General features: G+C 43.4%; 20 protein-coding genes. 9 read left to right on the top strand and 11 right to left on the bottom strand.

The genetic code is table 11. From position 1 onward, the window contains the following. Positions 1–51: 51 nt before the first annotated feature. Positions 52–1431, top strand: a complete 1380-nt coding sequence (locus AC07NA_RS22085; protein ID WP_494899828.1) for a sigma-54-dependent transcriptional regulator — start codon at positions 52–54, stop codon at positions 1429–1431. A 55-nt stretch (positions 1432–1486) separates the two neighbouring features. On the opposite strand, the gene AC07NA_RS22080 is transcribed toward AC07NA_RS22085, so the two are convergent. Then, a complete protein-coding gene (locus tag AC07NA_RS22080) occupies positions 1487–2428 on the bottom strand; it encodes an NADP-dependent oxidoreductase (RefSeq protein WP_494899827.1) in 942 nt (313 codons plus the stop codon). Positions 2429–2519: 91 nt separating this feature from the next. Between AC07NA_RS22080 and AC07NA_RS22075 the strand changes: the two genes are divergently transcribed. Both AC07NA_RS22075 and AC07NA_RS22070 read left to right on the top strand, forming a co-directional pair. Beyond that, positions 2520–3386, top strand: coding sequence for an AraC family transcriptional regulator (locus AC07NA_RS22075; protein ID WP_494899826.1), 867 nt, complete (start codon positions 2520–2522; stop codon positions 3384–3386). A gap of 26 nt (positions 3387–3412) precedes the next feature. Next, positions 3413–3835 (top strand): secondary thiamine-phosphate synthase enzyme YjbQ, encoded by a 423-nt coding sequence (locus tag AC07NA_RS22070; RefSeq protein ID WP_494899824.1) that lies wholly within the window; start codon positions 3413–3415, stop codon positions 3833–3835. A 1-nt stretch (position 3836) separates the two neighbouring features. On the opposite strand, the gene AC07NA_RS22065 is transcribed toward AC07NA_RS22070, so the two are convergent. Continuing rightward, positions 3837–4001, bottom strand: a complete 165-nt coding sequence (locus AC07NA_RS22065; RefSeq protein WP_494899822.1) for a hypothetical protein — start codon at positions 3999–4001, stop codon at positions 3837–3839. Between the two features lie 192 nt (positions 4002–4193). Here AC07NA_RS22065 and AC07NA_RS22060 point away from each other — a divergent pair, with 192 nt between their 5' ends. Next, positions 4194–4865, top strand: coding sequence for a basic secretory protein-like protein (locus AC07NA_RS22060; protein WP_494899820.1), 672 nt, complete (start codon positions 4194–4196; stop codon positions 4863–4865). Between the two features lie 75 nt (positions 4866–4940). On the opposite strand, the gene AC07NA_RS22055 is transcribed toward AC07NA_RS22060, so the two are convergent. From AC07NA_RS22055 to AC07NA_RS22040, 4 genes are all read right to left on the bottom strand, one after another. Then, the gene (locus AC07NA_RS22055; RefSeq protein WP_494899818.1) at positions 4941–5915 is read right to left on the bottom strand and encodes a Gfo/Idh/MocA family protein; all 975 of its coding nucleotides are present in this window, start codon (positions 5913–5915) and stop codon (positions 4941–4943) included. A 7-nt stretch (positions 5916–5922) separates the two neighbouring features. Continuing rightward, positions 5923–6414: a MarR family winged helix-turn-helix transcriptional regulator gene (locus tag AC07NA_RS22050; protein ID WP_345209863.1), complete on the bottom strand. Its 492-nt coding sequence runs from the start codon at positions 6412–6414 to the stop codon at positions 5923–5925. A gap of 18 nt (positions 6415–6432) precedes the next feature. Beyond that, positions 6433–7281, bottom strand: a complete 849-nt coding sequence (locus AC07NA_RS22045; protein WP_494899816.1) for a universal stress protein — start codon at positions 7279–7281, stop codon at positions 6433–6435. A 90-nt stretch (positions 7282–7371) separates the two neighbouring features. After that, complete coding sequence (locus AC07NA_RS22040) at positions 7372–8199, bottom strand: ThuA domain-containing protein (protein ID WP_494899814.1); 828 nt, start codon at positions 8197–8199, stop codon at positions 7372–7374. A gap of 134 nt (positions 8200–8333) precedes the next feature. On the opposite strand from AC07NA_RS22040, the gene AC07NA_RS22035 reads away from it, so the two are divergent. Next, positions 8334–11126 (top strand): ATP-binding protein, encoded by a 2793-nt coding sequence (locus AC07NA_RS22035; protein WP_494899812.1) that lies wholly within the window; start codon positions 8334–8336, stop codon positions 11124–11126. A gap of 508 nt (positions 11127–11634) precedes the next feature. Further along, a complete protein-coding gene (locus tag AC07NA_RS22030) occupies positions 11635–13218 on the top strand; it encodes a M20/M25/M40 family metallo-hydrolase (protein ID WP_494899810.1) in 1584 nt (527 codons plus the stop codon). Positions 13219–13261: 43 nt separating this feature from the next. Here the strand turns inward: AC07NA_RS22030 and AC07NA_RS22025 are convergent, their stop codons facing one another. Together AC07NA_RS22025 and AC07NA_RS22020 are read right to left on the bottom strand one after the other, a co-directional pair. Next, entirely contained in the window at positions 13262–14533 is a 1272-nt protein-coding gene (locus tag AC07NA_RS22025) for a DUF1501 domain-containing protein (RefSeq protein WP_494899808.1), read from the bottom strand. Between the two features lie 11 nt (positions 14534–14544). After that, positions 14545–16467, bottom strand: coding sequence for a DUF1800 domain-containing protein (locus tag AC07NA_RS22020; RefSeq protein ID WP_494899806.1), 1923 nt, complete (start codon positions 16465–16467; stop codon positions 14545–14547). A gap of 149 nt (positions 16468–16616) precedes the next feature. On the opposite strand from AC07NA_RS22020, the gene AC07NA_RS22015 reads away from it, so the two are divergent. Then, positions 16617–16868 (top strand): hypothetical protein, encoded by a 252-nt coding sequence (locus AC07NA_RS22015; protein WP_494899804.1) that lies wholly within the window; start codon positions 16617–16619, stop codon positions 16866–16868. Positions 16869–16871: 3 nt separating this feature from the next. Here the strand turns inward: AC07NA_RS22015 and AC07NA_RS22010 are convergent, their stop codons facing one another. Continuing rightward, entirely contained in the window at positions 16872–17081 is a 210-nt protein-coding gene (locus tag AC07NA_RS22010) for a hypothetical protein (protein ID WP_345209871.1), read from the bottom strand. 112 nt (positions 17082–17193) lie between these two features. Here AC07NA_RS22010 and AC07NA_RS22005 point away from each other — a divergent pair, with 112 nt between their 5' ends. Then, positions 17194–17508 (top strand): hypothetical protein, encoded by a 315-nt coding sequence (locus AC07NA_RS22005; protein WP_345209872.1) that lies wholly within the window; start codon positions 17194–17196, stop codon positions 17506–17508. Positions 17509–17984: 476 nt separating this feature from the next. Here AC07NA_RS22005 and AC07NA_RS22000 read toward each other — a convergent pair whose 3' ends face one another. Further along, positions 17985–18578 carry a DUF4468 domain-containing protein gene (locus AC07NA_RS22000; RefSeq protein ID WP_494899801.1) on the bottom strand — a complete coding sequence of 198 codons (594 nt, stop codon included), beginning with the start codon at positions 18576–18578 and terminating at the stop codon, positions 17985–17987. 77 nt (positions 18579–18655) lie between these two features. Further along, positions 18656–19687 (bottom strand): outer membrane beta-barrel protein, encoded by a 1032-nt coding sequence (locus AC07NA_RS21995; protein ID WP_345209874.1) that lies wholly within the window; start codon positions 19685–19687, stop codon positions 18656–18658. Between the two features lie 575 nt (positions 19688–20262). On the opposite strand from AC07NA_RS21995, the gene AC07NA_RS21990 reads away from it, so the two are divergent. After that, entirely contained in the window at positions 20263–22437 is a 2175-nt protein-coding gene (locus AC07NA_RS21990) for a glutamine synthetase III family protein (protein ID WP_345209875.1), read from the top strand. Positions 22438–22584: the final 147 nt, after the last annotated feature.

Raw genomic sequence — 22584 nt, 5'->3', positions numbered from 1 at the left:
TTTTTATAAGCACATCCTCTACCTGTAAAAGCAACAGCCAACCTCCTCGTCATGAAGAAAAAAATTCTGATTGTTGAAGACGAATTTATTGAAGCCAATAACCTTCAAATGATATTGGAGCGTGCGGGCTACGATGTTTGCAAACTGGCACGATCAGTACCTGTTGCCCTCGAAATTGTAGATAGCGAGAAACCAGACCTTGTACTGCTGGATATTTGCCTGAAAGGCAACCAAACAGGCATCGACCTCGCTAAAATTCTCCGCGAAAAAAATATAGCCTTTGTTTACCTCTCTGCAAATTCAGATAAGGAGATACTGGCGCAGGCCAAAGCCACGCAGCCCTATGGTTTCCTGGTAAAACCCTTCCGCGAAAAGGATGTGCTGGTAACGCTTGATATTGCCGATTACCTGCACGAACAAAAGCTAAAACTACAACAGGTAAAGGAAAAGGATGCCGCACCAAAACCATTGGTAGACCTCAAAGGCATCATTGGCAGAAACAAAGGTTTGCAAGCCGTGTTGGACCATGTTAAAATTGTAGCGCCTACAGATACATCGGTACTCATCACCGGCGAAAGCGGAACCGGTAAAGAGCGGATAGTAGATAGCATACACGCGAGTTCGCACCGCAAAAACAAGTCACTAATAAAAGTTAACTGCGCCGTATTGCCGGCCACGCTTATAGAAAGCGAGCTATTCGGGCACGAGCGTGGCTCTTTCACGGGCGCATTTGAAAAACGGATAGGTAAGTTTGAACAGGCGCAGGGTGGCACCATATTTTTAGATGAAATAGGCGAAATGCCGCTTGACCTACAGGTGAAACTGCTGCGTGTTTTGCAGGAAAAGGAGATTGAGCGCATAGGCGGAAAGGGCTCTATTAAGGTTGATGTACGCTTTATTGCCGCCACTAATCGCAACCTCGAAAAAGAAGTTGCCGAAGGGCGTTTCCGCATCGATCTTTTTTACCGTTTAAATGTGTTCCCGATACATGTCCCCCCTCTGCGGAACCGAAAGGATGATATACCATTATTGGCCGCACACTTTGTTGATCGTTATGCGGCCATTAACAGGAAAAAAATTACCGGCATTTCTGAAAATGCGATAGATGCCCTTATGGCTCACGACTGGCCCGGCAATATCCGCGAATTGGAGCATTTGATTGAACGCAGCGTGTTGCTTACCCAAGGCGATATCTTACAATCTGTACCACTATCGCGCGATAATTATCAATTTGCTGTGGAGCTACCCGTGGCACGGCGTGTGAAAACCATGGAAGAAAGCGAAATTGACCACATTGTTGAGGTATTGCGCTTATGCAAAGGCAAAATATCCGGTCCCGGCGGTGCGGCAGAACTGCTCGATCTGCCCTACTCAACCCTTTCATCCCGAATTAAGAAACTCGGGATAAAAAAGGAATCGCTTTTTAAGTAAACGGGCAAAATATTTGACGTGTCATGTCTCTTGAATCTTAACTCTTGCATCTGCATTAAACAGTTACAATCACCTTCCCTACCGTTCTGCCAGTTTCAACATGTTCGTGGGCTTTTGCCATATCTTCAAACGGATAAGTAGCTGATACATGGGCTTTAATAATGCCTTTCTCCAGCAGATCAGCGACCTGTTTCATATCATCTCCGTTTGAGGCCACCAGGAAAAAGAACCCGTTTACTCCTCTTGCCTTTGCTTTTTCGGTGATGCCATCGTGTAAACCTGATGGAATACTGATCAGGGTGCCGCCATTTTTAACTACTTCGATGGAACGGTCGATGTTATCGCCGCCTATGGCATCAAATACCAGGTCGACATCTTTTACTACAGTTTCAAATGGCACCGAGCGATAATCAATATGCTCATCGGCACCAAGGTTAAGCACAAAATCTTTATTGGCGGCAGATGATGTACCTATTACATAAGCACCCAAATGCTTAGCTATTTGCACTACAAAGTGACCAACACCACCTGCCGCCGCATGTACCAATACACGCTGCCCTGCCTGTAAATTGGCCTTGTGCACTAAACCCTGGTATGCGGTAAGGGCGGCAAGTGTAGCAGCGGCCGCTTCTTCATAACTAATATTGGCAGGTTTTAAAGCGAGCTGATCTGCCGGTGATATTACATATTCGGCATAAGCCTTACCATGGCCGGGAAAGTTCACCATACCGAATACTTCATCACCCACTTTAAAATCCTTAACATCACTGCTCGCCTGTGTAACTACACCCGATATATCCCAGCCTAAAATAAGCGGGTGAATATCTTTCAACCTGCCGGCCATGCCTTTGCCCGCACGTGTTTTTACATCAACAGGGTTTATGCTGATGGCTTTTACTTGTATCAACACTTCGCCTGCTTCTATTTCCCTGAGCGGGATGTTTGTTATTTCTAAATTTGATGCCGGTCCAAATTCTTTTAATACTATAGCTTTCATTTTTGTTATCTATTATTTATCAATACAAATTTGTACAACTAAACACAATATCACTTGTACAAAGCGGAGCAAAACCTGTAATTTTGCGTACATGGATAGGGAGAACTTACACCAGGAATTTGAAGTAGTATACAAAGAGCTTGATGAAGCACCGGTAAAAGCCCATAAGCACAGCTTTTTTGAACTGGTTTATATTGTAAGCGGCACAGGCGTACAATGCATCAACAATAACCAGTTTGATTACCATTCTGGCCACCTGTTCCTCATCACTCCGCAGGATTGCCACTCTTTTGACGTACATACCACCACTGGCTTCTTCTTTATCCGCTTCAATAACATCTACGTACAAACGCAGCACGATAACCGCAAAACCAAAAACGAATGGCTGCAACGTATGGAATATATTTTGCAACATGCCACTCACGAGCCGGGCTGCCTGCTTTGCAACAAGGGCGACAAACCGCTGGTGAAGTTATTGGTTGAGGCCATGATACGCGAACAGGTGAACCGCGAGGTAAACCATGCCGACGTGCTGTGGCAACTGGTGAACACCGTAATATCAATAGTGGCCCGCAATATTGCCATGAACATGCCCGAAAGAATTGTGGAAACCACCGGCGAACCCGCTTTGGATATTATCCGCTACATTCAGCAGCATATTTATGAACCGGAGAGGTTACGGATAGAAATTATCAGTCAGAACTTTGGCATTTCGCACGGGTACTTAAGCCGTTACTTTAAAAAACATACCGGCGAAAGTTTGCAGCAATACATATCAAACTACAAATTAAAACTGGTAGAAACCCGCTTACAACACAGCGATATGCGCATAAGCGAGATAGTGAACGAATTAGGCTTTACCGATGAAAGTCACCTTAACCGCTTGTTTAAAAAGCATAAGGGCATCAATCCATCCGCTTTCAGAAAACTCGCTGCCATAACACCATCTTTAAACTAAATACGCAGCAAAGGGTTATATTATTTATGAAGATCTATCAGCAAAACATACAGCTTACTGCCCGTAAAAGAGGCTTCCATTTAATTACCGATGAGGTTTTGTATGCACTGCCGCAAATACGTGATATGAAAGCGGGCATTTGCCAGGTATTTATTCAGCATACATCGGCATCGTTAACTATTAATGAAAATGCCGACCCAACGGTACGTGCCGACTTTGAAACCTTCTTCAATAAAGCCGTACCCGAGAATGACCCGGATTATTTGCACGATTATGAAGGTTCGGACGATATGCCCGCGCACTTAAAATCATCGCTATTGGGCAGTTCGGTAATGATCCCCATACGTAACGGTCGCCCGGCATTGGGCACGTGGCAAGGCATCTACCTTTGCGAACATCGCGACCATGGTGGCCCGCGCCGGTTGGTAATTACCGCCTGGGGCGAGTAAGCTATTTGCCTTTACCGCTTTCGCGTATTTTAAGTTCGGTGGCTACGCTTTTTTTGTCGGCGTTTTTGTTCAACTTTTCTTCGGCCTGCTTTACTTCATCCTTTTCGCTGATGGGTGCTTCGGTATGGAGGTCTTTATCACCGGCTTTTTTTCCTTCATTTTTCATAACGGTATGTTTTAGATGAGCGACTTTTAAGGAAACAACCGTTCGGCGGATATGGTTTTACACGCTTTCATTCCATCATTTTGATAAAACGTTTAATCAAATAGCTATGTGGCTGATTATCAAAATTTAATTTTATATAACAATTGAATTACAAATTCATGAAAATGTATTTATAATACATAATTTAACCGCATGAAAAAATTAGTTTTACTTGCAACAATATTTTGTGCTTTTGCCTACCAAAAAAACACCGCGGCAGGCATTGATACCTTAAAAAAGAATGGCTATACCCTCATTGTATCGGGCAATGATGATAAGTTCGACCCGGCTTTGAAACAAAAACTGATCACTACCTTTTTTGAGGTTTACCCAAAACTGGCTAAAGCCTATAACCCTAAAACCGATAAACAAGTAGTATTTTTTATTGATACCGCTTACCACGGTGTTGCCGCTACCGGCGATGGCAAAGTAGTTTTCAGTGCCGAATACATGACCAAACATCCCGGTGATATTGATGTGGTTACCCACGAGGTGATGCACATTGTACAAGGATACGGTGAAGCAACCGGCCCATGGTGGGTTACCGAAGGTATTGCAGATTATGCCCGTTACAAATTTGGCGTAGATAACGCCGGCGCACACTGGAGCCTGCCTGAATTTAAATCGACCCAAAACTATGATAACAGCTACCGTGTAACCGCTCGTTTTTTTGAGTGGATTGAGAAAAAAGTAAAAGCCGGTACAGTTAAAAAGTTTGACGGCATGATGCGCGATCATACTTTTAATGATAACACCTGGAAAGAAGTAACAGGCAAAACTGTTGATGAGCTTTGGAAAGCTTACGCGGCAAACCCTGCTATATAATATAGCATATACCTGTGCAAACAAAAAACCTCTCTACCAGCCCGGTAGAGAAGTTTTTCATCATAAAGAGATCTGTTATTTTGTGGTGAAGGAATCCATAATATCCATCAGCGTTACCGCTTCCTCAATGGCGCAGGGGTTGTCCTGTTGGTTATTTAGATAAGCTACCACCTTAGTGATCATCGGCTGTTCAATGTGCTGCGGGTGTACAAAGGTTTCAGTTCTGTCTTCCTGCTGATTTTTCCAACTTACATAATTACCAAAGAAAGCGAAAGTGATGCTGCCCTCTGTTCCGATAATTTCGCAGGTATCAGTTTGCAGGTCTTCGGCTACGTTAAAGCACCAAGACCCGTTCACCACAATATTGTTCTTGAATACGATATGCCCGCTAACATGATCATCGGCCGCTGTAGTACCCGCTTGGTTAAGCGAATAACCACGGTAACGGTCGGGTTCGCCAAAATAAAACAGCATCAGATCGAGCTGGTGCGGGGCGAGGTCATGAAAATAACCGCCGCCTGATATTTCGGGATTTACACGCCAGTTAGTTTCGGTTTTGGCTATCCGTTTGGGTTTGCGGCTTTGCCACAGCCTGATCTGCACGGTGCGGATCTCCCCTACTGTTTTATTATCTATTAGTTCTTTTATCTTCAAAAACAAGGGTAAACCACGGCGGTAATGCGCTACGGTAAGTTTGGCGTTACTTTGTTTAACGGCATCGGCCATTTGGCGGGCTTCATCTGCATTGAGGGTAACCGGCTTTTCTACATAAACATGCAGGCCCTTTTTTAATGCGGATATAGCATAAGGCAAATGCGAATCGGGTGGTGTAGCTATATAAACGGCATTAATACCGGCTGTTTCCATCATCCCTTCGGCATCGTTGTACCATTTGCTAACGTTGTGCCTTTGGGCGTAATCAGCAGCTTTGGCGGCATCGCGGCGCATTACAGCCACCAAATTACTGCCCTCTACCTTATTAAATGCCGGACCACTCTTTACTTCGGTTACATCGCCGCAACCTATTATGCCCCAGTTTATATCGCTCATACTTGTTTTATGGTGTTTTGTTGAGGTTGCTTATTTCATCGCCGGTACAAAGCATACCATTCTCCAGGTTTTGCCACATGTTTTCGCACAGGCAAATAAACTCTTTGAGCTTGGCGGGCTTAATGCCTACCTCGGCACTATCGTACATTTGTTGCAGTATGGGCTGAATATCGCGCTCTAACCCTTTGCCTTTTTTGGTAAGAAAAATAAGTTTATTCCTGCGGTCGCTCATATCGGGCATGCGGTATACCAGGCTCCGTTTCTCGAGGTTATCCAGCAAATACACCATGCTGGCCTTATCCTTCACGGTAATGTTGGCTATTTCTTGCTGATTAATACCGTCTTTTTGCCACAAACAAATCATTACCTGCAACATTTCAAACGTAAGGTCAATTTCATACTGCCTTAGCCGGGCCTGTATAAACTGCCTGAAAGCCATGTTCAATTTTGAAACGGCCTTTGAAAACTGCTCGGTTAACTGATCTGTTGAAACACTCATGTTTCTCAAAAATAGATATTATTTCAATAACAGCACAGGCAAGGTTGTATTTACAGCTAAACCCTCGGTAATGCTGACTTCGGTAAGCGAACGCAAAAAGCTGTACTTACGCGGCAAAGCGATAATCATTTGCGCCTGGTTCTGTTTAGTAAACTTTAATATGCCATTAATTATGTCGCTATCGGTATCGTAATAAATATCATAGGGCAAGCCCTCCATCATATTGGCCAGGCATTTACCGGCTTCGGTAAACTTATCATCGGGGTTAAGGTGTTTCTCCGACGGATCAATATTAAGCACCAAAACGTTTTGGGGCAATTGTGGAAATATATTATTAACGACCGGAACTACGGAATGATCGGGCAGGTGAGCCAGGTCGGCAGCTATTACCGCAGATTTTACCACCCTGAATACCGCACGCGGAGGCACCACTATTACCGGCACCGAACTGGCACGGCTTATTCTGATGGCGTTTAAACCCACAAAGCTTTCTTCGGTTTTATCAATACTATCGCTATTGATTACCAGCAAATCGGCGTTGAAACGGCTTATACCTGTAATTATCGATCTTAATAAAGGCTCATCACTCACAAAAAAATCCACCTCGGTATCCGGCGATATAAACGGTTTTACATCCTTTACCAGTTGCAACAGTTCGGCGTCGATCAACCGGCGTTTTGATGCTATTTCATCTTCATTCAATTGCACAAAATCAGGCGAAAAAAGCACCTCCTCAAAAATTGAAATGTAGTTAGCATACACCAGCGTAATATGTTTTGCCTTGTATTGCCTGCTTAGGGCGGCAGCATAATGTACTGCATTTCGCGAATCTTCAGAAAGATCTACCGGTATTAATATATTTTCCATAGCCTTTATTTGTTTAGTAAACCCAAAGTTAAAGGCTATATGGTTTGTACATCAACTAATTTGTGTCATAATTGGCTCATAGTATTGTCTTTATTTTTTGGCTTTACCTAACCATAACAAAGCGTTTATCATCAGTTGATCCTCCACCCTATCGCCAAAGGTTAAGGATAACTCTTTGTTACTATTATGCTCGTAATCAATATCATTATGGCCCATATTAAAGTAGATCATACGGTATTTAGTATTAGTCCACACCACCGGGTAATAGCCGCTGTGCCATATTTCGCTTTCTTTTGGCCCGGTGCCCAGCGGAAAGCTACAGCTATCAATAGAGGCCAATATTTTGATATCCGGATTTTTGCGGAGATCGTTTTCCCAGCGGTACCATTCGTTGGGCGAGGTTTTAAAATTTACGGGTAAGTTGTAAGTGGCGGGGTGGGTGCGGTCTTCTACCTTCAATACGGCCGATGTTGGTCGCCAGGTATTGCTGCCGTACTGGCCGGTGCCTAAAAACACGTTGTGGTACCAATCCCAATTCTGCGGAAAATCGGAAGGGGTTAACGCGAATGCAGCGAAGTGGAAACCCATCCAGCCGCCGCCTTTTTCCATGTATTTCTTAAACGCTTCGCGCTGCGCGGGTTCATCGGGCCGGGTATCTAAAAATATTACTACCCGGTAGCCCGATAAAAACTTCTCATTAAGGTTTTTCCAGTTTCGGGTGGAGTCATAAACAAAATTATATTGCTTAGCGGCCTTGCTAAACCACTTATTTGCCTCATGAACGAAGCTTATGTGCGCCTGGTCATTTTTTGCTGTGTAAAAAGCTATTACTTTAAACGCAGGTTTTTGGGCGTAAACGGAGGCACACGTAAGCAGCAAAAACAGCACGATGCCCATATTGGTAAGCTTAATTTTCATGAGCGTAAAATTTATTAACAAAATAATTATTTAACAATATAATAAAAAACTAATTACCCATGTAACCTATTTGAGACAACCATACTAATACCTTTTTGTTACTTTAGCAGAAATTTATGACCCCCTATCATATTTTGAAACTACTATTACCACGATTACTTTTTACCGGCTTATTATCAATTACTTTCTCCTTTGTTTCGGCACAAACAAGCGGCGATAAACTTCTATTTGATAAATATAAAAAGATCAAAGATCTTGACTCGTCGGAGGTTTATGCCGGGCAGCTTTTGGCATCGGCAAAAAAAAACAACGACAAGCTTTTTGAAGCCCGCGTGCTTTATGCCCGCTCCCTTAAACACTACACTAAAGGTAACGAATTAGAAGCACTTGATTATGCTACCCAGGCTCATAACCTGACAGGCGAAAGCGATTCGGTTACCTACGCCAAAACCGCTACCATGATGGCTTACATGATGAGCAGGCAGGGCAATAATGTAAACGCGTTAAAAATAGCTTTCCAAATGCTGCGCGTTACTGATGCTAAAGGCTGGAAAAAGCTGGGTGCCGACAGCCGTTTATGTATTGCCGATATTTACCGCACCATGAACCAGGCCAAAGAGGCCATCCCCTATGCAGAGCAGGCCGCCAATGATCTGCTTGCGGCGCGCGATACGGGCATGTACATTTTCGCCCTGAGCACCTTATCAAACATTTACTCACAAAGGGAAATTCAAACCCCTGCCAATATAAAAACGGCTACCCGTTACATGGAGATCATATTGAACGAACCGTACGTGGGCAAGGTATCGCCGTTTTCAAAAGCGAGATACCTGAGCAACCTCGGACGTTTATACCGCATGCAAAATCAGAACGGCAAGGCCGAACAGGTGTTGCTGCAATCGTTAGACATATCGCGGAAAGAGAAATTCGTGGCTATTGAAAAACATGCTTTAAATGAACTGGCTACGGTTAAAATTGATCAGAAGAAATACGCCGAAGCTGTAAAATATGGGCAACAGGCGTTAAACACGCTTGCTAACGAGCAAAGTCCGCTGAAATACCAGATAGATATTTATAACCGGCTTACCGATGCTTACGAGGGGCTGGAAGATTATAAACAGGCCTACCTCCATTTAAAACATAACCGCCAGCTCGAAGACAGCCTAAGCAATACCGAAAAAAACGAAGCCGCAACCAAACTAAGCGAACAATTTAAGCTGGATAAACGCTTGCTTGAAGCATCGAACAAAGCAAAACTGTTAAAACAGCAGCGTAACTTTATTATTGTAATGGTAATCATTAGCACGGCCGCGCTTTTCGCGTTGTACCGTTGGGTTATTTATAAACGTAAAAAAGAAGCCGATATACTGGCCGAAGAGCACCGGCAACTGGCCAAGCTGGATGCTATGAAAACACGGTTTTTCGCCAACATAAGTCATGAGCTGCGCACGCCGCTTACGCTTATTATGGGGCCGCTGGAGCAATTGGTAAATCAGCCCTATATAAACGACGAGCAAAAAACCAATCATATCAACAGTGTATGGCGCAATAGCAAAAAACTATTGAACATGCTGAACGAATTGCTTGATCTGGGTAAGATAGAAGCCGGTAGCCTGCCTGTTCATTTGCAGCCGGTAAATCTGGCGACCTTTATGCGTGTGCTGTATCAAAATTTTGCTTCGGCGGCGGAGTTCAGGCATATCCGCTATTCGCTCATCAGTGATATTAATGAAGATATTGTGGCCGATATAGATCGTGATAAGTTTGAAAAAATAGCGAACAACCTCATCAGCAACGCCATAAAATACACCCCTTCAAACGGCAACATATTTATTAACGCGGGTATAAAAGATAACCAGATAGCATTTAGCGTTGCCGATAACGGTAGCGGCATACACCCGGATGACATGCCTCATATTTTCGATCGTTATTTCCAGGGGAACCGTGAGGGTGCCCCGGCCGAAGGCGGTACCGGTATAGGCCTTGCCATTGCGCGCGAATTTACCGAGCTGCTTAAAGGTAAAATAACGGTTGAAAACAATTATGGTAAAGGCTCGCTCTTCAAGGTTTTCCTTCCGCTCAACATATCTGAAAGTACTGATACTACCCAACCGGCCGATCCTGATGAGGCACTGGCCGAAACATTAACAGCGGCAAGCAACGCGACTCAACTCATTATGGTGGTAGAAGATCACCGCGAGATGGCAGGTTACATTTCGGCAATACTTAGTCCGCAATATAAAGTGGTTACTGCTTATAATGGTATTGAGGCATTAACCCTTTTGCAAACCTACGGCGAACTGCCCAGCCTCATTATATCCGATGTGATGATGCCCGACATGGATGGCTTCACGCTTTTAAACAATTTGAAGCAGCATAATATATATTGCAGCATACCGGTAATTATGCTTACCGCGCTTGCCGATGATCATACCAAATTAAACGCTTTAACCATTGGGGTTGATGATTACCTTACTAAGCCTTTTATAAGCAGCGAACTTTTGGCGCGTGCAGGCAATTTGATCACCAATGCGGCTGCCCGCAGTCATCATCATTCGGATAGCGCGGCCGAACACGAGCCAACCATCGCCATACCTGAAGTATCCCCTGCTGATTTTGCATGGCTTGCCCAAATAGAAGAGCTGGTACGTAAATACACCGGCAAAACCGAACTGAACATTACCATGCTTAGTTACGATATGGCCATCAGCGAAAGGCAGCTGAACCGCCGTATAAAACAGATCACCGGGCTCACCCCTAATAAGTATATACGTGCCATACGTTTGCAAATAGCACGCGAGGCTATAGAGAGCGGCAAGTACCGTACCGTGGCCGAAATTTCGCACGCGGCAGGCTTTGATACACCGGCTTATTTCAGCAAAATATTTAAAGAACATTATGGCCGCGATGTAAACGAGCTGCTATAACAATTTTATATTGCTTTATAAGAAAAAATCCGAAAAAGTTCATTTGTCCACCCCCGAAAGCGTTTTTGTCCACCCTGTGGCAGCTTTATCAAGCTAAATGTCCGTTTTGTTCGGGTAATAAAACAGACATTTGTTTAACAATAAAGAAAGAATCGATCTTTTAATTAATAAATCCCCTAAAACTATGGTTGTTACCCCTGCACCCAAAACACTATTGAAATGCCCGCGATGTGGCGGCGCCGATTGCGATCGGATACCGCGCAGCAGTCTTGTAAAAATGCTTTTGCCTAATTCGGTTAAACATTACAAGTGTGCTAAATGCCAAAAAAGATTTTATAAAACGGCCTAAACCCGATAAAAAAATCAGCCCGAACTAATCATTATAAACCGTGATTTTTTATTCGATTTTAATTGTAAATGCCCCGATATGGGGCATTTTTGTTATTGGCAGTTAGGCCTATCACAATTGTTGCTTCGGGCTGTTAAATAAAAATTATAAATTACGGTCATGAAACTGACCTTTTACTCTCCGGGCTTTGCTGTAAAGCATACTGCAAAGCTATTATTCACAGGCGCTATGCTGTACAGCAGCATCGGCTACGCCCAAATCAAAGACCCTATTGTTGACAATATAGTTAAAGAAGGCACCCAAAATTCGCAGTTAGAAAAACTTGGGCACGAGCTTTTTGACGGTATTGGTCCGCGTTTGGTAGGTACACCGCAAATGCTACAGGCCAATAACTGGGCTGTTGCCAAATACAAAAGCTGGGGTATTGATGCCCGTAACGAAAAATGGGGCGAATGGCGTGGCTGGGAACGTGGCATATCGCACATTGATATGGTATCGCCGCGTGTAAAATCGTTAGAGGGCACACAGCTGGCCTGGAGCCCCGGCATGAAAAAGGCTGTTATCGCCGAACTGGTGATACTGCCCGATCTGGCAGATTCTGTAGCTTTTAAACAATGGTTGCCCGCCGTTAAAGGCAAGTTTGTAATGATATCTATGAGCCAGCCCACCGGCAGGCCTGATTATAACTGGACGGAGTTCGGTACCAAAGAATCTTTCGAGAAAATGAAAGCTGCCCGCACTGCTCAAACTGATGCATGGCGCAGCCGTATCGCTAAAACCGGCCTTAATAACCGTACCCTGCCTGTAGCGCTTGAAAAAGCAGGCGCAGCCGGTATAATTACCAATAACTGGTCGGCAGGTTTTGGGGTAGATAAAATATTCAGCGCTTATACCAAAAAAATCCCTACTGTTGATATCGCGCTGGAAGACTATGGAGCGCTGTACCGCTTAACCGAATCGGGCGATAAACCGAAGATCAGTGTGTTTACACAATCGAAAGAAAACGGCGTAGTGCCCACATTTAATACCATCGCCGAAATTAAAGGCAGCGAAAAACCGGACGAATATGTAATACTATCCGCACATTTCGACTCATGGGACGGCGGCACCGGCGCTACCGATAACGGTACAGGCACCCTCACCATGATGGAAGCCCTGCGTATCCTTAAAAAAGTATATCCTAACCCTAAACGCACCATATTAGTAGGCCATTGGGGCAGCGAAGAGCAAGGACTGAACGGTTCACGTGCCTTTGTTGAAGATCACCCGGAAATAGTAAAGAACATACAGGTAGTATTTAACCAGGATAACGGTACCGGCCGCGTGGTAAACCTTGCGGGCCAGGGCTTTTTAAACGCTTATGATTATTTAGGCAGATGGTTAACCAAAGTACCCGATAGCATCCGTACGCAAATACAAACCAGCTTTCCGGGTTCACCGGGTGGTGGCGGATCAGATTTCGCGTCATTTGTGGCTGCCGGGGCACCTGCATTTTCATTAAGCTCGTTAAATTGGAGTTATGGCACCTATACCTGGCACACCAACCGCGATACTTATGATAAAGTGGTATTTGACGATGTGCGCAGCAACGCCATACTTACCGCTATACTGGCCTACATGGCCAGCGAAGACCCAGCGAAAACTTCGCGCGATAAGAGCGTATTGCCAACCAACCCTAAAACCGGCGAACAAGCCAAATGGCCAGAGCCTGTTAAACCTACCCGCCGCGGCGGACTTGACTAATCATAAAAAAGAGCCTTGCAACTATTGTAAGGCTCTTTTACTATCAGGCATTCATCACGCCTATCTTCTCCCCTTTCCAGCCTGGGAAGAGTTTTTTATCATTCATTATTTTGAGGTGCTTATCGGCCACCTCGCTAAACACGCTTCTAAAATCGGTAGTAACAGCCAAATCGCGGCCGTCCTCTAAATTTTCTACCGCTAAAGGTTGTACCTTGCCATGCACTTTGCCGCCATCAACATCATTACCTAAAATAAAATTGCACGATGCCCGGCCGTGGTCAGTGCCGCCTGTGCCGTTTTGGTGCACAGTACGCCCGAACTCCGTCATGCTCATTACCATTACATCGTCCTGGTAAGCTTCCAAATCATTCCAAAAGGCTACAATGCTACTGCTCAAATCGTTCACATTACGACTGAATATCCCGTTAAATGTTCCCTGGTTAAAGTGCGTATCCCAACCGTTTGATTCGGCAAAGGCTACCTCTAAACCAACATCCATTTTTATCAATTGAGCAATTTGCTTAAGCGAATTACCAAGTGCAGAATTTGGATATACCACGTTATTAGCCGGACGATAATTCTTTACATCTGATTTTTGGAGCATCTTCACCGCCTCAAAACTTTCACGGCCGGTTTGTTTCAATATTCCGTTAGATGTTTGATCGTACAGATCTTCAAAACTTTTTGCCGCCGCGTTTGCTCCCGCCTGGTTACCCCGCATCTGGATGGCAAAATCCTGCAAGTTACTGATAGCGATGGATGGGTTATCGCCATAAAAAGAACGCGGCATAGCCGATGTCATGCTCACAGCTGCAAAGGGCGTAAGAGCATCGTGCCCTAATAAACCAACAGCGCGGTTAAGCCATCCGCTTGCAGTACCCTTATCAAACGGCGTACCCGATTCCATGTAATCCTGCGCGTCGAAATGCGAACGGGTAGTATTTGGCGAACCGATGCCATGCACTATAGCCAGCCTGTTCTCGCGAAATAAACGTTCAAAACCCTGCATGGAAGGATGCAAACCGTACATGCCATCCAGATCGATCAACGACGGTTGCCCGGCCTTTTTAGCCGCCGACATAAACAGCGATGGCCTTGCCTGCTGCAAATATTTATCGGTAAACGGCGTAACCGCCATCAGCCCGTCCATTGCGCCGCGCTGAAATATGCACACCATTATCTTCTTCCGTTTGTACGGGCCGACAATCTTATTTTCGGCTGCGGCTTCAGCAATAAATGCAGGTATGCCGCCCATTAAGCCAACACCAAAAAGTGTTAAGCCGCCTGCTTTTAAAAACCCTCTTCTTGATAACATATCTTAGTATATTAACGTCGTTGATATTCCGGCGAGCCAACAATTACGCCCACGACCTGTGCAAGCATGGTATCGCCTGTATTATTTTGTATTTTGTTTTTCCTCACCGGCATTTTCAATGTGGTATCAGCCGTCATGTCGGCCTGTTGCTGCATCGGGTTAGTCTTTTTAACGCTCGCGTCGGCAGCCGAAACCTTGCTCACCAGTGCAGGATCATTCAGTAATGGGGTAAGCCTTTTTATGGTTTGGGTAAGATCACGCTCGGGCATAATCAGTTTGCCGTATATCTTGAGCGCTTCCACCGAGCTTTCCGGTTCGTGGTGATTATTCAGCGCGATCAGGTCTATCTTAACACCCGGGATCCGGCCGGTAGCCAATGCCAGTCCGAAATTCATGCGACTTAGTAATGAACCTGTATTGATCCAGTATTGCCCCCTATCGGGAAAGCCTGTTGGTGCCTGGTAATAGTATTTCTTTTCGCCCATTTTGTTTATCCAGTTGTATAACTGGTAGGGCTGGGTAATTTTAGCATTCAGTACACGTACTGCGCCAATAGCCAGTTCAAAGGGCGATTTTGTTTTTTCGCGAAGCGATGCCTTGCTCCAAAACTCTTTTGAGGACACCATGGTGATCAGCACCTTTTTGATATCGCCATCGCTGGCCAAAAACGTTTTCGCCATTGCATTCACCAATAATGGCGATGGATTATCACTCACAAAACGTACTGCCAGCTTACGCGATATAAATTTGGCGGTAGACTGATGATGGGCCAGCATATTTAACAGCTCCACTCCTTCTTCGTACCCGCCCCCGGCAGCAAACTTTTTGCCCAATACTACCTTCTCGCCATTATCATGCTTGTTGGGGTTAAACAGAAAATCGCCATCGTGCACAAAGCCCCTGTTTTTAAGGGCTTCATCGTCAAGATTATTGAATATCCCTTTCTTACGGTTCAGTAAACCATAGTTACCAATGGGGTATACCGTCCACCCGGTAAGTACACGCGCAGCCTGGGTAACATCCTGCTGGGTATAACCACCATCAACCCCAAGGGTATGCAGCTCCATTACCTCGCGGGCGTAGTTCTCGTTTAGTCCGCCTTTTTTTGCTTTTTTAGCCGGCATAGGCATCATGGCCGATGTATCGCTCATCCTGGCCATATTCATTTGTTGTTTGCGTGCACCGGCTTTATTCTTTTCGGCATTATCCCCCGAACTACTGAAGTTATCCAAATAATATAGCATTGCCGGGGATTTTGCCGTAGCCATCAGCAGATCGCTAAACTTACCCAAGGCGTTTGGCCTGATCACATCACGCTCATAAGCAGGTATAAACTCGGCGCAATCGCCTTTGGTGATAGATACGTTGAAATGGTTGAACCAAAAATCGGTCATCACTTCTTGCAACTGATTATTGGTATAAGCCGCACGCAAAACCTTTTGATTAATAAACTGGCGATACAACTCATTCACCGGTTTTAAACCATGCTTGTTCATATAGCTCAACAGGGTATCGCGGTATTCTTTCCTATTTGATCTTACCGAATCTTTATTTATAGCCCCATCGCGCACAGCCATACGAATCAGCTGTCCATTTTTAGGATAAATATCCAGCACCTCCTCATTAGTTAATTGCAGTGCATCAAATGAGGTAAGCATATTATTAAGGGAGTCATCGGCCTGAACAGCGTTTAATTGACTATTAAACCAATTTTCCAGCCCTTCTTTCAGCACGGCATCTATTTGCCCCGGGGTTACGCCATAACTAAACCTGCTTATCAAATGCGCGGCGGCCTGCCGTTCGGTGATGCCCGAAACACTGTAGGGGAATTTGGTAACGCCATTTGTACTATCAGCCTTTAAAAAAGAACTGAATACCAGTCCGATAAACGGCAGCAATAGTATGGCAAGTAGAACATTTAAGCCTTTTTTCATGGTAGGTGGTTTTGTGCTTTAAAGTTTCACTATAAAAACTGTTCGACTATTAAAATTTCGTTTGGTTTAAAATATTAAAATATAAGCTATCGCCAATAAAATTAAACGAAACAAAAATCGTTATATTTGTGTACCAATTTTAATCTGCCATGGAAGCTTTCATCATCAAATCGGATATTAGCCATATTCATGTTGGCTTTATCGTAACTCCACAAAACAACGAACTCACTTCATTAAAATTAGAACTCTCCACCGGTTGTCAGCACCCCATTTTTATACACAAAGGCGGCGCAAAATGGATGGTTGACGTTCCGGGCAATTTGCCTATCAACAATGATGAATTTGAGCACCTGTGCACCGAAATAGAAAAGTCGCTTTCACGATACCATCGTGTTAACTAAAACTTACTTTTTAGCGGTTGCTACTATAACTATGCCGCCTACAAGTAATACGCCGCCTAAATATGGTGGCCAGCTAACGGTTTTTTCTTTATCTGCCGATACTTGTATTGGCCCGGCATCTATTACCTTTTCTTTTTTGGTGTAGGTAAAACCTGTCCAAATAAGCATGGCTGCACCTATTACTATTAAAACTATACCTGTTACCCTGTTCATAATTGATTATTTACAATAATAAAGCAAGCGATGCTTATTTTGTTTTACAATAAACTCTGTATCAAACAAATTACCATATTTAAACGTATCATAATTATAAAACCAAACAACTATGCTTAACGGAACAATAGTTACTATAACCGGCGCCGATGGCAACAACAGACCATTATATGTTGAACCCATGAAAGAGATTACTGACGACAATACCGAACAAAATACCGGTGTTTACAAAGTATATGTTGGCGATGGGCTACCCGACAAAGCCGAACAGGAAAAAGGTATGGAAGATGGTGAGAGGTTTTTAGGTGATATTATCTTCACGCCTGAAATGGATCAGTGGGATTTTTTGGGTGCGTACGTAACGCGTGAAGAATTGGATCAATTAGCGGCTTATATATTGTCGCATAAGCCGCTTACGGAAGTATAATAACGCGGTAAAAAACGCGCCATTGCGAGGCACGAAGCAATCTCTACTTAGGTTGTTGTACTTGTGCTGTAATTAACATTAGTCTGCTCTTGGGCGCAGGGCCCCATTACTTTTGAGGGCAAAAGTAACAAAACCCTTTGTCCAGCAAAAAGGCTTCTTTGCCGCACATGGCCTCTGCGCTGCAAATCGTGCAGAACTTTGGGCTGGAACTTTTGCCCCTCCGCTCATTTCCTCCCCACATGCAACAAGTTCACTATGCCCGCCTTTGCGCTCTTGGCCATCATAGTTCTGCCCGCTTTCGTCCGAAGCTCTTTGCTGACGGGGAGCGGCGAGACTTACGAAGTTTTTAAAACTTCGTAAGTCTTACTCTAAAATCGTGTCATTGCGAGGCACGAAGCAATCGCGAACTATATAGAGCGACTCTGGCAATCGGGGATTGCTTCGTTCCTAAATGACGTGACTTAATATTGCAGCACCTACCACTCCTTAGTATTCACCGTTTTTACCTTATTATCTTTTGGTTGCAGCGCAGGTACGCTTACCATGTAGGCTTTTAATTTATTGCTAATGGCGCGGCTATTGAGTAATGTTTTGTTAAAGAAATCGTCGAAGTCTTTTTGGCCAAGTTTGTTTAAGCCTAATTCGAGGGGGACATCTTTGCCCGATACCGGTTCGAAACTTGCATAGCGGTTACGCTGGTAAGGTATCACTACGTAATCGGTTAGCCAAAACCGGTAACGGCCATCTTTTACTTCAATGTGTAATTTGTAAGCTATCTTGGCATCTTCGTGGGTAGATACCAATGCTTTTTTCGATACCATGAAACCGCCCTTACCGGTTACACTGCCTTTTGCCTTATCTTCTTTATCAAGCTTAAGCTTATCTTTATCGTAAGCGGTTTTTAAAAATTGAACGGCTCTTTTATATAAAGTATCGGCCTTTAAATTAGGCAGAACTACTACCTGGTAATATATGTATTTGTTGTTTTCATCAAACGATAATGAATCGGTTTGGGCCGATGCCTTCATTACCAATAACAGTGCAGCAACCGCGAAAATCAATTTCTTCATAACGTAAATATAAAAAAAGCCACTCTTTCGAGTGGCTTTCTTGAAAAATATACCTAAAAATTACTGTTTCGTGTGATTTAGAAAGCGTATACGGCAGCTAACAATACTTGTGAAGCGTTTTTAGACGGAGCACCGCTCTTTTTAGTAAATGCTTCGGCAGAACCGTTGTCCAATCTGAACTCAGGGATCAAAGTTAACGGACCGGCTTTGATATTGGCAGTAGCAGTTATAGCAGTAACTGATTCGCCCGGTGCAGGACCGAAAGTTTCGTAAACACCTGATTTAGTTTTGAAATACTCACCTCTTAAACCTAAAGTTACGCCGCTTGATACCGCGTATTGTGGGTATAAAGCCACACCTGTGAAACCACCTGCTTTATCCGGTGCAGAGTAAGTAGCGCTGTTTAAGCCTAATTTAAAGGCATCGGTAACCTGGTAAGCAGTAGTTAAATCAAACTCAGTACCTGAAGTTTTACCGGTAATTACGTTTAAGTAAGCAGTCCAGCCGGTAACAGGGCTAACGGTTAACTGCGCGCCAAAGTTGTTCACTTTGCTAATTGAGTTGTAGCTGTTCCAGGCATCGTTGAAAACACCGGCCATTAACGATACTTTATCAGTAAAGGTATAAGCGAATTTAACACCCGCGTTTTGGAACGGACCGTTAGTGAACATGTACGAAGTAGAGTAGTTGAAGTTACCTACCGGGCTAATTACCTCGTAACCAATAAATGTACCCATGAAACCACCGGTTACAACAAATTTGTCGGTAATGTCATAAGACACATATAAGTTTTGGATGTGGTAAGAATCGCCTGATGCGCCGGGTAATATTGACTGCTCTTGTCCGCGCGGACCGAAAGAGATCTCACCAACGAAAGCGGCTTTGTTTACTTTTTTCTTCAGGGCGATATCGATCATACCGATAGATATTGAGTTGTGATCAGATGCAAAGCTGGTAGGCAGGTTTGAATGATCAGAAAAATCATACTTATAATAAGTATCCACCGAGCCGGTGATGGTTAGAGGCGGATCCGTTTTAGTAGTATCCTGTGCTTTTACTGCGAATGCAGCGGCAGATAGTAATGATAATAGTAGAAGTTTTTTTTTCATGATAACGATTGGATTTTAATTAAGTGTTTAAATTGTTGGAATTTGGTATATAAATTAAAGTTGATTTGCTATTTTAATGATAGCGACGATAAAACCGGCCAGTATTTTATCATCAATTATCAAAATAACGTTTTTATATTATTAAAAAACATAGTAAAACGTTGTTTTGTTAAAATTTTCATAAAAATATATAGCAAAAACAATAAAAACAAATTTTCAATCAAAAAAATTGAAGTTTTTATAAACATTATCTATAAAATTTAACAATTTAAATTTAAATTATTAAAAATATTATAGCTTTTTGAAGTTAAAACATGCATTTAAATCACACAAAGCAATTATAAATACATTTTTAAATAAAAAACACGTCCAAAAAATACAAAAACACACTTATTCCTCCATTAATTATTAAAACAGAGCCACTTTTTAATAATTTTCACAAGTCAATGGTAATTACAAGCTATATTTCGATCATCCGGATGGATAGATTTCATAATTAATGCGCTCCTATTTTTAATTGTGTATTATTAAAATGATAATTCTATTTTTGATGTGAACTATAATAAAACTTAGTAATGTCTAATAATAGATTTCAGGCACTTCAGTCTGTTCTTAATAGAACAATACCTGAAGTAAAAATGCCATCAGCAAAAATTTCAGATTTTTTTGGTGCCAACGTCTTCGATAAAAAGAAGATGAAGGAATTTCTTTCTACCGAAGCATACCAGGGTATAGCTAACTCTATTGAAAAAGGCGAACCTATCCCCCGCGATCTTGCCGAACAAATAGCATCAGCCATGCGCTCGTGGGCCATTGGTAAGGGTGCTACTCATTATACACACTGGTTTCAGCCATTAACAGGCACTACTGCCGAAAAGCACGATTCATTTTTTGAGCCTACTGCCGACGGCGGTGCTATAGAACGCTTTTCGGGCGATGCGCTGGCACAACAGGAGCCGGATGCATCAAGCTTCCCGAGCGGCGGGATCCGTAATACCTTTGAGGCCCGTGGCTATACCGCCTGGGATCCATCATCGCCAGCCTTCCTGATGGGGCGTACTTTGTGTATCCCTACTGTATTCGTATCATACACCGGCGAAGCCCTTGATTATAAAGTGCCGCTATTAAAAGCCCTTAACGCGCTTGATAAGGCAGCTGTTGAGGTTTGCCATTATTTTGATAAAAGCGTTGAAAAGGTAAACGCCTCTTTAGGTATTGAGCAGGAATACTTTCTGGTAGATATCGCGCTGTTTAACGCACGCCCCGATCTGTACCTGACCGGTCGTGCTTTGTTTGGCCATATATCAGCCAAAAACCAGCAACTGGAAGATCATTACTTTGGTTCGATACCGGAGAGAGCGCTGGCTTTTATGCAGGATATGGAAATTGAAGCCTTATTATTAGGCATTCCATTAAAAACACGCCACAATGAGGTTGCGCCATCGCAGTTTGAGTGCGCGCCTATATATGAGGAGATCAACTTAGCTATCGACCATAACCAATTATTGATGGACCTGATGGACCGCGTTGCAAAACGCCATAATCTGAAGGTGTTACTGCACGAGAAACCGTACGCAGGCATCAATGGTTCGGGCAAGCACAATAACTGGTCGATGATCACCAATGGTGGTAAAAACCTGTTATCGCCGGGCAAAACGCCTAAAAACAACCTGATGTTCCTAACCTTCTTTGTGAACACCATTAAGGCTGTTTATGAAAATGCAGATCTGCTAAGGGCATCTATCGCATCGGTAAATAACGATCACCGTTTGGGCGCTAACGAAGCTCCTCCGGCTATTATATCCATATTTTTGGGCAGCCAATTGAGTGATGTGCTTGATGAGATTGAAACCTCACGTATCAGCAAAAAGATCAAGGAAGAAAACACCTTATGGCAGGGCATCCCGAAAATACCGCAAATATTACCAGACAATACCGACCGTAACCGCACCTCTCCTTTCGCCTTTACAGGTAATAAATTCGAGCTGCGCGCCGTAGGTTCATCTGCCAATTCGGCCAGCCCGATGACGATATTAAACCTTATCGTTGCCGATCAGCTGAAGAAGTTTAAAACCGATGTAGATAAGCTGATCAAAAAAGGCGAGAAAAAGGATGTGGCCCTTTTAATGGTGATCAAAAAATACATTAAAGAGTCGAAAAACATTCGTTTTGAGGGCAATGGTTATAGCGATGAGTGGGAAAAAGAAGCCGAAGCACGCGGTTTAGCCAATATCAAAACTACGCCAAAGGCGCTTGACGTACTCGTTACCGAAAAAACTGAAGAGCTGTTTACATCAACAGGTGTATTTACCAAACGTGAGGCCCATGCGCGCCATGAGATCTTGCTGGAAAGCTATTACAAAAAACTACAGATAGAAGCCCGTGTAATTGGCGAACTGGCCAACAACGTGATTATCCCGGCAGCCATCAACTACCAAACTAAATTGGTGGAGAACGTTAAAGGCTTAAAAGATCTTGGTTTAGATAAAGACACCTACCAAGCACAGTTAGATATCATCATCAAACTATCAGAGCACATTAACTTCATAAAAACCAATGTGGAAGCCATGGTATTAAGCCGCAAGGAGATCAATAAGGTAGATGATATAAGGCAAAAAGCTATTGATTACGATGAAAAGGTAAAATCATACTTTCAGCCTATCCGTTACCATGTTGATAAACTGGAGCAATTGGTTGATGATTCACTGTGGCCGCTGCCTAAGTTCAGAGAGTTGTTATTCTTTAAATAGATCGACACTAACTACACAAATTTAAGCGACACGAATTTTACGAATTTAACCCATTCGTGAAATTCGTGTTTTTTTATTCTACGTATCTGCGCAATAGAATCGTAATAATTAATGTGCTTACTTCGTGAAATCAGTGTCTATTTTTTA

The organism is Mucilaginibacter sp. GW821-FHT07G05 (genome assembly GCF_059418565.1).
Note: the sequence above shows the minus strand (reverse complement) of the source record. Positions and strands in the feature narration are given on the sequence as shown.

What these genes read in the sequence shown, in the direction of transcription:
- AC07NA_RS22085 (WP_494899828.1), top strand. Translation starts at nt 52, where the DNA reads ATGAAGAAAAAAATTCTGATTGTTGAAGACGAATTTATTGAAGCCAAT.
- AC07NA_RS22080 (WP_494899827.1), bottom strand. Translation starts at nt 2,428, where the DNA reads ATGAAAGCTATAGTATTAAAAGAATTTGGACCGGCATCAAATTTAGAA.
- AC07NA_RS22075 (WP_494899826.1), top strand. Translation starts at nt 2,520, where the DNA reads ATGGATAGGGAGAACTTACACCAGGAATTTGAAGTAGTATACAAAGAG.
- AC07NA_RS22070 (WP_494899824.1), top strand. Translation starts at nt 3,413, where the DNA reads ATGAAGATCTATCAGCAAAACATACAGCTTACTGCCCGTAAAAGAGGC.
- AC07NA_RS22065 (WP_494899822.1), bottom strand. Translation starts at nt 4,001, where the DNA reads ATGAAAAATGAAGGAAAAAAAGCCGGTGATAAAGACCTCCATACCGAA.
- AC07NA_RS22060 (WP_494899820.1), top strand. Translation starts at nt 4,194, where the DNA reads ATGAAAAAATTAGTTTTACTTGCAACAATATTTTGTGCTTTTGCCTAC.
- AC07NA_RS22055 (WP_494899818.1), bottom strand. Translation starts at nt 5,915, where the DNA reads ATGAGCGATATAAACTGGGGCATAATAGGTTGCGGCGATGTAACCGAA.
- AC07NA_RS22050 (WP_345209863.1), bottom strand. Translation starts at nt 6,414, where the DNA reads ATGAGTGTTTCAACAGATCAGTTAACCGAGCAGTTTTCAAAGGCCGTT.
- AC07NA_RS22045 (WP_494899816.1), bottom strand. Translation starts at nt 7,281, where the DNA reads ATGGAAAATATATTAATACCGGTAGATCTTTCTGAAGATTCGCGAAAT.
- AC07NA_RS22040 (WP_494899814.1), bottom strand. Translation starts at nt 8,199, where the DNA reads ATGAAAATTAAGCTTACCAATATGGGCATCGTGCTGTTTTTGCTGCTT.
- AC07NA_RS22030 (WP_494899810.1), top strand. Translation starts at nt 11,635, where the DNA reads ATGAAACTGACCTTTTACTCTCCGGGCTTTGCTGTAAAGCATACTGCA.
- AC07NA_RS22025 (WP_494899808.1), bottom strand. Translation starts at nt 14,533, where the DNA reads ATGTTATCAAGAAGAGGGTTTTTAAAAGCAGGCGGCTTAACACTTTTT.
- AC07NA_RS22020 (WP_494899806.1), bottom strand. Translation starts at nt 16,467, where the DNA reads ATGAAAAAAGGCTTAAATGTTCTACTTGCCATACTATTGCTGCCGTTT.
- AC07NA_RS22015 (WP_494899804.1), top strand. Translation starts at nt 16,617, where the DNA reads ATGGAAGCTTTCATCATCAAATCGGATATTAGCCATATTCATGTTGGC.
- AC07NA_RS22010 (WP_345209871.1), bottom strand. Translation starts at nt 17,081, where the DNA reads ATGAACAGGGTAACAGGTATAGTTTTAATAGTAATAGGTGCAGCCATG.
- AC07NA_RS22005 (WP_345209872.1), top strand. Translation starts at nt 17,194, where the DNA reads ATGCTTAACGGAACAATAGTTACTATAACCGGCGCCGATGGCAACAAC.
- AC07NA_RS22000 (WP_494899801.1), bottom strand. Translation starts at nt 18,578, where the DNA reads ATGAAGAAATTGATTTTCGCGGTTGCTGCACTGTTATTGGTAATGAAG.
- AC07NA_RS21995 (WP_345209874.1), bottom strand. Translation starts at nt 19,687, where the DNA reads ATGAAAAAAAAACTTCTACTATTATCATTACTATCTGCCGCTGCATTC.
- AC07NA_RS21990 (WP_345209875.1), top strand. Translation starts at nt 20,263, where the DNA reads ATGTCTAATAATAGATTTCAGGCACTTCAGTCTGTTCTTAATAGAACA.